Origin of the sequence: Rhodococcus ruber (assembly GCF_016804345.1) — a bacterium.
Classification (GTDB): Bacteria; Actinomycetota; Actinomycetes; order Mycobacteriales; family Mycobacteriaceae; genus Rhodococcus; species Rhodococcus ruber.
In genome coordinates this window covers 3,881,605-3,893,590 of record NZ_CP044211.1, presented here as the reverse complement: position 1 = coordinate 3,893,590, position 11,986 = coordinate 3,881,605, and the positions used below count along the sequence as shown (strand labels likewise).

Below are 11,986 nucleotides of genomic sequence, written 5' to 3'. Positions count from 1 at the left end.
GTGCGGTCCGCGGCGCGGGTGGTCGGCGCGGCACCTCCCGGGCGCCCCCGCATCAGGCCCCGGCGGTGATCGGCGCCACCACTGCTCCCGTGAGCCGCACCAGGTCCGCCGGGGCGAGTTCGATCTCGAGGCCGCGGCGTCCGGCGCTGCACAGGACCCGGTCCCACTGGTGCGCGGAGGCGTCGACGGCGGTGCGCAGCCGGCTGCGCTGACCCAGCGGTGAGATTCCCCCGAGGACGTAGCCGGTGGCGCGTTCGGCGTCGCTGCGTTCGGCCATGACCGCCTTGCCGCCCCCGAGGGCGGCCGCGGCCGCCTTCAGCGACAGCGTCGCCGGGACCGGGATCACGGCCACCGCGAGCTTGCCGTCGGAGAGCTTGATCACGAGGGTCTTGAAGATCTGGGCGGGGGCCACCCCGAGCCGCTGCCCGAGGAGCTCGACGGCCTCGGAACCGAACGAGCCGGCTCGCGGGTCGTGCGGGTACTCGTGGACGCGGTGGGTGACTTTCTCGCGTGTCAGCAGCGTGGTCGCGGGAGTGGAGGTCGAGGCCATGCGCGTCAATGTAGGGAACAAGCACCCACCCTGTCGTGTTGATTCCGGGTGGCCGCCACGATCGGCGTGGCCGGTGACCGAGAGCGAGGAGTGCCGCGTGCCTGTGCTGTGCCCGTCCCGGCCGGTAGCCTTCACGGATACGGCAAGTGAAGGGATCGGTGTGGTCGAGGAGTCTGGTACGGAACTGGCCGAACGGTTCGAGCGGGATGCATTGCCCCTGCTCGATCAGCTCTACGGCGCGGCGCTGCGGATGACCCGCAACCCCGCGGACGCGGAGGATCTGGTTCAGGAGACGTATATCAAGGCGTTCTCCGCCTTCTCCTCGTTCAAGGAGGGGACCAATCTCAAGGCGTGGCTGTACCGCATCCTGACGAACACCTACATCAACTCCTACCGCAAGAAGCAGCGCCAGCCCGCTCAGTACCCCACCGAGGAGATCACCGACTGGCAGCTGGCGGCGACGGCCGAGCACAGCTCCACCGGTCTGCGGTCGGCCGAGGTCGAGGCGCTCGACGCGCTTCCCGACGACGACATCAAGGCCGCGTTGCAGGAGCTGCCCGAGGAGTTCCGGATGGCGGTGTACTACGCCGACGTCGAGGGTTTCCCGTACAAGGAGATCGCGGAGATCATGGGCACGCCCATCGGCACGGTCATGTCACGGCTGCACCGCGGCCGCAAGCAGCTGCGCGGCCTGCTGGCCGATGTCGCGCGGGAGCGAGGATTCAACCGGAGCGGGGCCGTGGACGCTGCTGTCGGACACGGCGTGGACAACAAGGAGGTCTCGAGGTGAGCGAGTCGGCCGACTTCGATCAGCTCGACTGTTCCGCAGTGATCGCGGACGTCTATCTGCTGCTCGACAGCGAGTGCGACGACCGGTCGCGTGAGCGTCTGCAGCGCCATCTCGACGACTGCGGGTCCTGCCTCGAGGCGTACGGGCTCGAATCCCAGCTCAAGTCCCTGCTCAGCCGCAAGTGCGGCGGCGAGCACGCCCCGGAGGGCCTGCGGGAGCGGCTGCTGGTCGAGATCCGGCGGACCGTCGTCGTGACGCGCACCGACGTCCGGGATTGACCACCCGACACGCGTGAGGGGGCCGGAAGCAGCTGCTTCCGGCCCCCTCACGCGTGTGTGCGCGCCTCAGGCGTTGGGACGCTTGCCGTGGTTGGCGGCGTTACCCTTGCGACTGCGCTTCTTGCGGCCTCGCTTACCCATGGTCCGATCTCCTTTCTGGTTCATTACAGTGTTTCACGTGTGGTCCGGTGGCCCTGAAAGCAGGGCCACCGTCTTCTTCGTGGAATGAGGTGCCCGATGGCCGAAGACGTGCGCGCCGAGATGGTCTCCACCGTGTTCGAGGTGGTGGTGCAGGAAGGGGACGTCGTCGCCGAGGGCGACACGCTGGTGATCCTGGAGTCCATGAAGATGGAGATTCCGGTGCTCGCCGAGACGTCGGGCACCGTGACCTCACTGGACGTGGTCGTCGGCGACGTCGTGCAGCAGGGCGACCTCATCGCGGTCATCTCCTGAGTCCGCACGTGCCGCCCGTGTCCACCCTCAGCGCTCTTCTCGCCGAGCACACCGACCTGCCGGGCGGTGCGGTCGACCACCTGCAGCGAGTCGTCGGCGAATGGCAGTTGCTCGCGGACCTGTCCTTCGCGGACGTCCTGTTGTGGGTGAGCGCCGAGCCGAGTGGGGTGGTGTGCGTGGCGCAGTGCCGCCCCACCACCGCATCGACCGTGCTGCCCGAGGACATGGTGGGTTCGGTGGTGTCCGAGCGGGAACACCCGCACGTGTTGCGGGCCCTCGAGACCGGAGTGGTCGTCTCTGCGGACGCGCGGCCCAGCCACGTCGCGCCGCTGCGCCGGCAGGCGGTGCCGGTCCGCTGGGACGGGCAGGTCATCGCCGTTCTGAGCCGCGACGCGGCCACCGTGGCCAGGCGCACCAAGAGCGCCCTCGAGACCGCGTACCTCGAGTGCGCCGACGCCCTGTTCACGATGATCTGCGAGGGCACCTTCCCGACCACGGAATTGCGTTCGGACACCAAGTCGAGCCCCCGCGCGGGCGACGGCTTCATCCGCCTCGACCGGTCCGGCCGGGTGGTGTATGCGAGCCCGAATGCCCTGTCCGCCTACCACCGGATGGGGTTGAACTCCGACCTGCTCGGCCAGAACCTGATCGAGACGACACGCGCGCTGGTGACCGATCCGTTCGAGAGCGAGGACGTCGAGAGCTACCTGCGGGGTGCGGTGCGCGGCAAGCTGGGACGGCCCATGGAGATCGAGGCACGCGGGGCCACCGTGCTGCTGCGTGCGCTGGTGCTCGCGCCCGGCGGCCGGCTCGAGGGTGCGGCGGTGGTCATCCGCGACGTCACCGAGGTCAAGCGGCGCGATCGGGCGTTGCTGAGCAAGGATGCCACGATCCGGGAGATCCACCACCGGGTGAAGAACAACCTGCAGACGGTCGCGGCCCTGCTGCGGCTGCAGGCGCGACGCACCGGCAACACCGAGGCCCGGCAGGCGCTGGCCGAGGCGGTGCGCCGGGTGACGTCGATCGCGCTCGTGCACGAGGCGCTGTCGATGTCGGTGGACGAGGAGGTCGATCTCGACGACGTCGTCGACCGGCTGATCCCCATCGTCGTCGACGTCGCGGCCGTGGGCAGTCAGGTCCGGGTGCGCCGGGAGGGCAGCCTGGGGGTATTCCCCGCCGAGCGGGCGACACCGCTGGTGATGGTGCTCACCGAACTCGTGCAGAACTCGGTCGAGCATGCCTTCGATCCGGGTGCGGCCGGCACCGTGACGCTGCGGGCCGAGCGGTCGGCCCGCTGGCTCGACGTGGTGGTCCACGACGAGGGCAAGGGACTGCCGGAGGGATTCGACCTCGAGAGCTCGGACCGGTTGGGCCTGCAGATCGTCCGCACGCTCGTCGCCGCCGAACTCGGCGGCACGTTGCGGCTCGAGCGGGGCGCGACGACGGGAACGGATGCGCGGCTGCGGGTTCCGCTGGGCCGGGTGGCGCTCGGCTGAGCCCCCGTGGGGAGTCCGGCGGGAACCAGGCCCGCGGAGGCAGGAAGGCCCGGCACCGAAGCGGTGCCGGGCCTTCCCGGAGATCTGTGGCGGTGGGCCGTGTCAGACCGCGGAGCGCGCCCGGGTGCGGGCGTTGCGGCGCTTGAGGGCACGACGCTCGTCCTCGCTCATGCCGCCCCACACGCCCGCGTCCTGACCGGACTCGAGGGCCCACGAGAGGCACTCGGCGGTGACGGGGCAGCGGTTGCACACGAGCTTGGCGTCGGCGATCTGCGCGAGGGCCGGGCCGCTGTTACCGACGGGGAAGAACAGCTCGGGATCCTCGTCGCGGCAGATGGCCTTGTGGCGCCAGTCCATGCTTCTACTCTCCTTCGATAGTGCTCGTCGCACCGGCTGATCGTGGTGGCAAGTTCATGCGTGCGTCGGCAAGTGTTTCCGCGCGGTTACTTGTGAATGCTTTCACGAACCAGCGTGAAGTCAATAGGAATCGACACGACCGTGGGGAAGCTCACGCCGGCTGTGGCCCGTTCCGGGACTCGAACTTCCTTTGTACACCGCGGAACACAAAAATGTAACCCGGGTCACTCCACGGACGGGGTGGGTGCCACGACCTCGAGCACGGCCGGAACCGACACGAACTCCACCTCGGTGCGAAGACCGAGGTAGTCCCCGTCCACCTGCAGGCCGATCGGCCGGCTCGATTCCGCTCGCACCCGTGCGACGTCGTCGACCCGCACCAAGCGGCGGGAGTTCGGATTCCCGTGGCGCGCGAGCAACTGGCGGACCACCCGCAAGCTTGCGAACACCGCCGTCGTCGTCATCGCGAAGACACCGAGCCCGGTGTCGAACGAGGTGCCCGGATTGGTGTGCACCGGGCGCTTGTCCAGATAGGTCCACGGGCTCGAATTGGAGACGAACGCGTAGTACACGCCCGGGATCGGCGGCCGTCCGGGCAGCGTCAGCGTCAGCGCGGGCTCGGCACCCTTGGACTTGAAGAACTGCGTGATCGAATGCACGACGTATCGGGCGGTCGTGACCTTCCGCCCGCCCAGCCGGCTCAGGTCGACGGCCTCGCACACCTGTGCGTCGAGTCCGAGCCCCGCATTGAAGACGAACCACCGGCCGTCGCAGTGGCCGAGACCGATCCGGCGGGTCGTGCGCCGGGCCAGCAGATCGAGCAGTTGCGCGGTCGCCTTCACCGGATCGGCGTCCACACCCAGCGAACGGGCGAAGACGTTGGCCGACCCGCCGGGGACGACCGCGAGCAGCGGGAGCGTGGGGTCGGCAACCCGCTCGGACGGGGTACCGAGCAGGCCGTTGACGATCTCGTTGACGGTGCCGTCGCCGCCGTGCGCGACGACGACGTCCATTCCGTCGGCGTGCGCCGAGCGGGCCAGTTCGGCGGCGTGCCCCCGATGGGTGGTGTGGGCGACGGTGAGGGAGACCCGATCGGCGAGCGCGCGGGCCAACCGGTCGCGACCGGCCGGAGTGGTGGTCGTCGCGTTGGGGTTCACGATCAGCAGTGCGCGCACGGAGCATCAGCCTAAGTGGTCTCGCACGGGTCCACTACGCTGGCCGGGTGTCCACCGAGTCGCCACGCAGCACCGTCCCGTCCACCGTTCGAGCGGCGGGTGGTCTCGTCGTCCTCGAAGGCGTGATCGCGATCGGTTTCGCTGTGGTGTCCGTGGTCCGGGCGCTGACGGGCGGGCACGACCAGACGGTCGGAAACGGCTACGGCCTCGCGCTGTGGCTGGGAATCCTGTTCGGTGGCGTGCTCGCGGCCGGGATCGCGCTGTTACGCGGACAGCGCTGGGGACGGGCCGTGGCGATCGTCGCGCAGCTGCTGTTGCTGCCGGTGGCCTGGTCGCTGCTGACCGATTCCCACCAGGTCGTGCTCGGCATCCTGTTGACCCTGATCGTGGTGCCGGCGCTGGTGCTGCTGTTCAGCCCGCCGACGACGCGCTGGCTGGCCCAGGACTACGCGCCGGATGCCGACGACGCGGCCTGACCCCCGCCGAGCGCGGTGAGCGCCTGCCCGCTGAGACGGAAGGTGGTCCACTCGTCCTGCGGGACCGCGCCGAGCGAACGGTAGAACCCGATCGACGGCGTGTTCCAGTCCAGCACCGACCAGCTCAGGCGGCTGTAGCCGCGGTCGACGCACTCGCGGGCCAGCGCCGCGAGCAGGGCGCGGCCGTGTCCCTGCCCCCGGTGCTCGGGCCGGACGTACAGGTCCTCGAGATAGATGCCGTGCACCCCGTCCCAGGTGGAGAAGTTGCGGAACCACAACGCCATGCCCACCACCGTTCCGTGCGCGTCCTCGGCCACGTGGGCGAACGCGGCGGCATCGGCCCCGAACAACGCCGTGTGCAGCTGCTCGGGCACGACGGTGCACTCGTGGCGAGCCTTCTCGTACTCGGCCAGTTCGTAGACGAGGGCGGTGAGAGCGTCGACGTCGGCGGGACGGGCGCGGCGGATCACGATCGGGCCTTTCGTGAGGTTCGGCGACCCGCCGGAGGGCGGATATCGCGGTCGATTCTCGCGTTCGGGCGAGTTTTCAGCGAGGATCGACCCGTGACAACGGTACTTGCGGTGGCAAATCAGAAGGGTGGCGTCGCGAAGACGACCACCGTCGCGTCTCTGGCGGCCGCCCTGGCCGGGCTGGGGCAGCGGGTGCTCGTCGTCGACCTGGACCCGCAGGGCTGCCTGACGTTCTCGCTCGGGCACAACCCCGACCGGCTCGAACGGTCGGTGCACGACGTGCTGGTGGGGGCGGCGGAGGCCAAGGAGGTCCTGCTCGATACCGACGAGGGGTTCACGTTGCTGCCCGCGACGATCGACCTCGCCGGCGCCGAGGCGCTGCTGCTGATGCGGCCGGGGCGCGAGTTCACCCTTCGCCGGGCGCTGGCGCCCCTGCTCGACAGCTTCGACGTCGTCGTGATCGACTGCCCGCCGTCGCTGGGCGTGCTCACGCTCAACGGCCTGACCGCGGCGCAGTCCGTGCTCGTGCCCCTGCAGTGCGAGACCCTCGCGCACCGCGGCGTCGGGCAGCTGCTGCGCACCGTCGCCGAGGTCAAACAGATCACCAACCCCGACCTCGAGCTGCTCGGTGCGCTGCCGACCCTCTACGACGCCCGCACGACGCACAGCCGTGACGTGCTCGCCGACGTCGCCGACCGGTACGACATGCCGGTGCTCGCGCCGCCGATCCCGCGCACCGTCCGCTTCGCGGAGGCGTCGGCGTCCGGAGCCTCGGTGCTGGCCGGCCGGAAGAACAAGGGCGCCGAGGCCTACCGCGTGCTGGCCGAGAACCTGCTCGCCCATTGGCGCGACGGCAAGGAGCTGGTCACCTTCACGTCGTGACCGGTGGCCCGGCCGGGCTCACCGCAGCACCACGACCTGCGGCCCCCGCTGCTCGAGCACCGCACTCCCGGCGACCGCGACGTTCACGACACCGGTCCCGTCGCGCGCGACCGGAATGCGCTGCCGTTCCGTCCCGGTGGCCGGATCGACCACGGCGAGGGCGTCGCGCACCGGAAGCAGCAGCGCTCCGGCCATGGCACTGCCGGTGCCCGTCGTTCCCGGCACCGTCCACTGCGGCACCAGGTCGTCGCCGCCGAGGGCGACGGTCTGCGTGCCCGACCACCACGTGAGGATCGAACCCTGGGCCGTCGCGGGGAACACCGCCTCCGGTGTCGCCGCGGCCGACAGCGGGTGCCGCGCGGTGACCGTGCCCGCGGCGTCGTACACGGCGAGCACGGGCCCGGAGGACGCGGTGGGCGGCAGATACAGCACCGTGCGCTCGCCGGTCACCGCGACGACCCGCGTACCGCCGTCGTCCGGTCCCAGTTCCGGTAGCACCGACGAGGCGATCTCCGCCGGCTGCGAATCGGCCTCGGGGGTCGTCTCGAGCAGCGTCAGGCGGTCGGCTTCCTCACCGGGGCAGCGTTCGACCACCGCAAGCCGGCTGTTGCTCGCCGCGGCCGAGTTCAGCGTGCATCCGCTGCGGGGCTGGGCCCCCGGCACGACGGGCGCGTCCACGCGTCCGTACTCGAGTGTCCGCACGAGATCGGACCGCCACAGTTCGAGACGAGTGTCGCCCCGGGAGATCACGTGGGTGTCGGCAGCGGTGAGGGTCACCGCGTCGTCGGCGTCGCTCGAACGTTGCGCGCCGCGCATTCCCGAGTCGGGAACGAGCTGGGTGACCTGGCTGCATCCCCGCCGGTCGCGGTAGACCGCGACGGCGGTGCGCCAGTCCTCGACCACGCCGCACAGCGGTATGTCGCGGTCGTAGCGCCACAGTTCGGCGCCCGAGTCGAGGGCGCGGCCGGTGACGGTGCCGCCGTCCCCGGTGACCACGACGGCGCCGACCGCGATCGGACGGGACGTCGCGCCGCTGGGGGCGCGCCACGCCTCCGTCAGGGTCGACGGCACGACGGTCGCGGACGGTGGCGGCTCCGGTGCCGCGTCGGTCGTGACGGACACGGTGCCACGCGCATCCGAGCGCAACCAGACGACGCTCGCCGCCGCGACGACCGCGACGGCGAGCACGAGTGCTGCGATCAGATCCGCCCGGGTTCTGCGCTCCGGTGCGATCATCGCGAGCGGCTACTGGGCAGCCGAAGCCGTGACCGTTTCGCTGTTCGCGACGGTGTCGCCGGTCGCGGCGGAACCGCCGCGGCGCCGCCGACGGCGCCGCCGTGCGGGCGCTGTTCCGCTCCCGGACTCCTCGCTCTGCCCCGAGGCGGAACTCGCGCCCGCCGTCTCGGGACCGGTGCCGGAGTGCTCGGCGCCGCCGGTCTCCGGCCGGCCGCCGCGCGTGCGCCGGCGGACCCGGGTGCGCTTGGGTCGTGCCGCATCCTCGGAGCCCTCCTCGCGGGCGGGCCGCTCGGTCGGCGTCTTGCGGACGGTTCCGGTCGTGCCGTCGGGGATGCCCAGCTCCTCGAACAGGTGCGGCGAGCTCGAGTAGGTCTCGACCGGATCGGGCATGCCCAGATCGAGGGCCTTGTCGATGAGCTGCCAGCGCGGAATGTCGTCCCAGTCGACGAGGGTGACGGCGATACCGGTGCGCCCCGCCCGGCCGGTGCGGCCGATGCGGTGGACGTAGGTCTTCTCGTCCTCGGGGCACTGGTAGTTCACGACATGGGTGACGTCGTCGATGTCGATGCCGCGCGCGGCCACGTCCGTGGCGACCAGCACGTCGATCTTGCCCTTGCGGAACTTGTCCAGCGCCTTCTCACGAGCGATCTGCCCCAGGTCACCGTGCACGGCCCCGACGGCGAAGCCGCGCTCGGCGAGCTCGTCGGCGACCTTCTGCGCGGTGCGCTTGGTACGGGTGAAGATCATGGTGGCGCCACGACCCTCGGCCTGCAGCACGCGCGCCACCAGTTCCGCCTTGTCGAGCGCGTGCGCGCGGTAGACGAGCTGGTTGGTGCGCTCGTGCACCGCGGAGGACTCCGGTTCCTCGGCGCGGATGTGTGTCGGGCGGGTGAGGAACGTGCGGGCGAGCGTGATGATCGGCCCGGGCATCGTGGCCGAGAACAGCATCGTCTGGCGACGGTCGGGCACCATGCCGAGGATGCGCTCGATGTCGGGGAGGAAGCCGAGGTCGAGCATCTCGTCCGCTTCGTCCATCACCAGCACGCCGATCTTGCCGAGGATCAGGTGACCCTGGTTGGCGAGGTCGAGCAGCCGGCCCGGGGTGCCGACGACGACGTCGACGCCCTTCTTCAGCACGTCGACCTGCGTTTCGTACGGACGTCCGCCGTAGACGGACAGGATCTTCAGGGCACCGGTGGAGCCGGGGAGGTACTTGGCGGCGTTCTCGAGGTCCTGGGTGACCTGCAGGCACAGCTCGCGCGTCGGCACGATCACCAGCGCGCGGGGCGTGCCGTCGAGGGCGGTGGTGCCGGACTCGGCGGTGGTGAGGCGGTGCAGCAGCGGGACACCGAACCCGAAGGTCTTGCCCATGCCGGTGCGTGCCTGTCCGATCAGGTCGTCGCCGGCGAGGGCGAGGGGGAGCGTCAGCTCCTGGATGGCGAAGGTGCGCTCGATGCCGATCTCGGCGAGAGCGCGGACGATCTCGTCCCGCACGCCCAGTTCGGCGAACGTGGGCGGGGTGTGGGTGGCGTCGAGTTGGGCCGACACCGTGGTTTCGGTGGCGTCGTCTTCGTGGTCGACAGTGATCTTGCTCAGGGGTCTGGCCTTCCTGGTCTCGGCACGCACGCACGAGTGGAGAGGCGACCGGGCCTGCGCCTCAGCGGCCGGTAGGGCTCTGCGAGGCGCGGCAGCGATCTGCGATCGGGTGCGCGCACATCATCGGTGAAGTCCGCGGGGCCGGTGGTCGGCGCCTCGAGGCGCGGCCTTCCGGAACCATTGTACCGGGTGCGAGTGCCGTGAGCCGCGCGGTCGCCGGCCGGGTACTACGCTGTGTCGTCATGGGAGCCGAAACGTCACCGTCACCGTCCCGTCCATCCGCCGCCCCGGTGCGCGTGCCGGCCGACCATCCCGGCGTCGCCGAGCTGTTCGCGGTGCTCGCCTACGGTGAGATCTCGGCCTTCTATCGCCTTGCCGACGATGCGCGGATGTCGCCGAGCCTGCAGGGGCGGGTGGCGTTCGCAAGCATGGCGGCGGCGGAGATGAGCCACTTCGAGACGCTGCACGCCGCCCTGACCGCGCGCGGTGTCGAAATCTACGCGGCGATGGAGCCCTACCGGCGTGCCCTCGACGCCTACCACGCGTCCACGAACCCGTCGAACTGGCACGAGTCGCTGGTCAAGGCATATGTCGGCGACGGCATCGCCGCCGACTTCTACCGCGAGATCGCCGGTACCCTCGCCCCCGAGGTGGCCGAGGTCGTACGAGAGGTGCTCGCCGAGACCGGGCACTCGGAATTCGTGGTGCACGAGGTCCGCGAGGCGGTGCGGCACAGCGCCGCCGACAAGGACCGGCTGATGCTGTGGGGGCGGCGGCTGCTGGGCGAGGCCATCACCCAGGCCCAGTACGTGATGGCCCAGCGGGAGGATCTCACCGATCTGGTGATCGCCGCTACCGGTGATCTCGCCGACATCGCGGCGTTGTTCGACCGGATGCAGCTCGAGCACGCCGACCGGATGGCAGTGCTGGGACTGCACTAATCTGGGCGGGGACAGCTGTAGAGCCCTGAGAGTTCGGAGGTCGACCGTGGAGGTCAAGATCGGTGTTGCGGACAGTCCCCGCGAGCTCACCGTGGTCAGCGAGCAGACGCCCGACGAGGTCGAGTCGCTCGTGACGCAAGCCCTGGCCGGCGACAAGGACGGCGTCCTGACGCTCGTCGACGAGAAGGGCCGCAAGCTCATCGTGCAGGCATCGCGGGTCACCTACGTCGAGATCGGCCCCGCCGACATCCGCAAGGTCGGGTTCGCGGCGAGCTAGAACGACGGCATCACGACGGAAGGGCCGGGGCGACTGCCCCGGCCCTTCCGTCGTTGCGGGCGCGACCTCGGTCGGCGCCGTCGCTCATCGCCGGCGCAGCTCCGGCTGCAGCGGCACGTGCGACAGACCACCCCAGGCGAGCGCGACTGTGGTGTCGACGGCGTCTTCCTTCGGGATCGGCCGGGCGGCCTCGAGCCAGTAGCGGGCCGTGAACTGGCTGGTGCCGACGAGGCCGACCGCCAGGATGCGCGCCCGGTACGGGTCGAGCCCGGAGTCGTGGCTCACCAGGTCGAACACCGCGTCGACGCACGCCTCGGTGGCCTGCTCCACGCGGTTCGCCACCTGCGGCTCGCCCATCAGATCCGACTCGAACACGAGCCGGAAACCCTGCGAGTCGTTGTCGACGAAGTCGAAGAACGCCTGCACCGCAGCGCGGACGCGCTGCCTGTTGTCGGTGGTCGACCGCAGGGCCTGGCGGACACCGGAGATCAGGCTGTCGACATAGCTCTGCAGTACCGCGCAGTACAGTTCGAGCTTGCCGGGGAAGTGCTGGTACAGCACCGGCTTGCTGACCCCGGCGCACTCGGCGATCTCGTCCATGCCGGCCGCGTGGTACCCGCGGGTGACGAAGACTTCGCTGGCTGCAGCGAGGAGCTGGACCCGGCGCTCGTCCCGCGGCATCCGGGCGCCGCGTCGAGTGCCGGTGCCGTTGCCCGAGCTGGTGGCGCGGCCGGACGATGTCCGGGCTGCGAGTTCGGTCATGTCGCTCCCAATCCGAGATATTCGTCGAAGTGATACCTACCACTACGACGTGCAATCGTCTCTGCACGTTACAGGCCGGGGGCCCTCGAGGTGCGGCGCACCCCTACCCACGAGTATCCCAGCCGAGGGGCTACTGTGCGCGGCGCCACAGCGGCGCGGGGGCGGTCGCGTGCCGCGCTTCGCGACCCGGCACGTCCGGCGACGACCGTGTGAGATTCTGGCAGCCGTGACCGAGCGAGCAGGAGCC

At 70.5% G+C, this 11,986-nt stretch carries 16 protein-coding genes; 8 read left to right on the top strand and 8 right to left on the bottom strand.

Annotated features, from left to right (window positions below):
• Positions 1–52 precede the first annotated feature (52 nt).
• The gene (ybaK, locus tag F1734_RS18000) at positions 53–550 is read right to left on the bottom strand and encodes a Cys-tRNA(Pro) deacylase (protein ID WP_010594730.1); all 498 of its coding nucleotides are present in this window, start codon (positions 548–550) and stop codon (positions 53–55) included.
• Positions 551–710: 160 nt separating this feature from the next.
• On the opposite strand from ybaK, the gene F1734_RS17995 reads away from it, so the two are divergent.
• Complete coding sequence (locus F1734_RS17995) at positions 711–1,340, top strand: sigma-70 family RNA polymerase sigma factor (protein ID WP_010594729.1); 630 nt, start codon at positions 711–713, stop codon at positions 1,338–1,340.
• On the top strand, positions 1,337–1,618 hold the full coding sequence (gene rsrA, locus F1734_RS17990) for a mycothiol system anti-sigma-R factor (RefSeq protein WP_010594728.1): 282 nt from the start codon (positions 1,337–1,339) through the stop codon (positions 1,616–1,618). Before F1734_RS17995 ends, rsrA begins: the two co-directional genes overlap by 4 nt.
• 66 nt (positions 1,619–1,684) lie before the next feature.
• Here the strand turns inward: rsrA and F1734_RS26570 are convergent, their stop codons facing one another.
• Complete coding sequence (locus F1734_RS26570) at positions 1,685–1,759, bottom strand: 50S ribosomal protein bL37 (protein ID WP_022597109.1); 75 nt, start codon at positions 1,757–1,759, stop codon at positions 1,685–1,687.
• A gap of 96 nt (positions 1,760–1,855) precedes the next feature.
• On the opposite strand from F1734_RS26570, the gene F1734_RS17985 reads away from it, so the two are divergent.
• The gene (locus F1734_RS17985) at positions 1,856–2,071 is read left to right on the top strand and encodes a biotin/lipoyl-binding carrier protein (RefSeq protein WP_003939128.1); all 216 of its coding nucleotides are present in this window, start codon (positions 1,856–1,858) and stop codon (positions 2,069–2,071) included.
• Between the two features lie 17 nt (positions 2,072–2,088).
• On the top strand, positions 2,089–3,567 hold the full coding sequence (locus F1734_RS17980) for a sensor histidine kinase (protein WP_040272462.1): 1,479 nt from the start codon (positions 2,089–2,091) through the stop codon (positions 3,565–3,567).
• A gap of 102 nt (positions 3,568–3,669) precedes the next feature.
• On the opposite strand, the gene F1734_RS17975 is transcribed toward F1734_RS17980, so the two are convergent.
• A complete protein-coding gene (locus F1734_RS17975; protein WP_003939130.1) occupies positions 3,670–3,924 on the bottom strand; it encodes a WhiB family transcriptional regulator in 255 nt (84 codons plus the stop codon).
• 224 nt (positions 3,925–4,148) lie between these two features.
• Positions 4,149–5,099: a diacylglycerol/lipid kinase family protein gene (locus F1734_RS17970; RefSeq protein WP_010594726.1), complete on the bottom strand. Its 951-nt coding sequence runs from the start codon at positions 5,097–5,099 to the stop codon at positions 4,149–4,151.
• A gap of 47 nt (positions 5,100–5,146) precedes the next feature.
• On the opposite strand from F1734_RS17970, the gene F1734_RS17965 reads away from it, so the two are divergent.
• Positions 5,147–5,575, top strand: a complete 429-nt coding sequence (locus tag F1734_RS17965; RefSeq protein WP_010594725.1) for a hypothetical protein — start codon at positions 5,147–5,149, stop codon at positions 5,573–5,575.
• Here F1734_RS17965 and F1734_RS17960 read toward each other — a convergent pair.
• A complete protein-coding gene (locus F1734_RS17960; protein WP_010594724.1) occupies positions 5,545–6,045 on the bottom strand; it encodes a GNAT family N-acetyltransferase in 501 nt (166 codons plus the stop codon). The two genes, F1734_RS17965 and F1734_RS17960, sit on opposite strands and share 31 nt — an antisense overlap.
• Before the next feature lie 93 nt (positions 6,046–6,138).
• On the opposite strand from F1734_RS17960, the gene F1734_RS17955 reads away from it, so the two are divergent.
• Entirely contained in the window at positions 6,139–6,927 is a 789-nt protein-coding gene (locus F1734_RS17955) for a ParA family protein (protein ID WP_010594723.1), read from the top strand.
• A gap of 18 nt (positions 6,928–6,945) precedes the next feature.
• Here the strand turns inward: F1734_RS17955 and F1734_RS17950 are convergent, their stop codons facing one another.
• Together F1734_RS17950 and F1734_RS17945 are read right to left on the bottom strand one after the other, a co-directional pair.
• On the bottom strand, positions 6,946–8,163 hold the full coding sequence (locus F1734_RS17950) for an Rv3212 family protein (protein WP_017679561.1): 1,218 nt from the start codon (positions 8,161–8,163) through the stop codon (positions 6,946–6,948).
• Positions 8,164–8,172: 9 nt separating this feature from the next.
• On the bottom strand, positions 8,173–9,789 hold the full coding sequence (locus tag F1734_RS17945; protein ID WP_017679560.1) for a DEAD/DEAH box helicase: 1,617 nt from the start codon (positions 9,787–9,789) through the stop codon (positions 8,173–8,175).
• 212 nt (positions 9,790–10,001) lie between these two features.
• Here F1734_RS17945 and F1734_RS17940 point away from each other — a divergent pair, with 212 nt between their 5' ends.
• Both F1734_RS17940 and F1734_RS17935 read left to right on the top strand, forming a co-directional pair.
• A complete protein-coding gene (locus tag F1734_RS17940; RefSeq protein WP_026137492.1) occupies positions 10,002–10,700 on the top strand; it encodes a ferritin-like fold-containing protein in 699 nt (232 codons plus the stop codon).
• Between the two features lie 46 nt (positions 10,701–10,746).
• Positions 10,747–10,977, top strand: a complete 231-nt coding sequence (locus F1734_RS17935) for a DUF3107 domain-containing protein (RefSeq protein ID WP_003939138.1) — start codon at positions 10,747–10,749, stop codon at positions 10,975–10,977.
• Between the two features lie 84 nt (positions 10,978–11,061).
• Here the strand turns inward: F1734_RS17935 and F1734_RS17930 are convergent, their stop codons facing one another.
• Positions 11,062–11,739, bottom strand: coding sequence for an HTH-type transcriptional activator FasR (locus tag F1734_RS17930; RefSeq protein WP_017679558.1), 678 nt, complete (start codon positions 11,737–11,739; stop codon positions 11,062–11,064).
• Between the last annotated feature and the right edge of the window lie 247 nt (positions 11,740–11,986).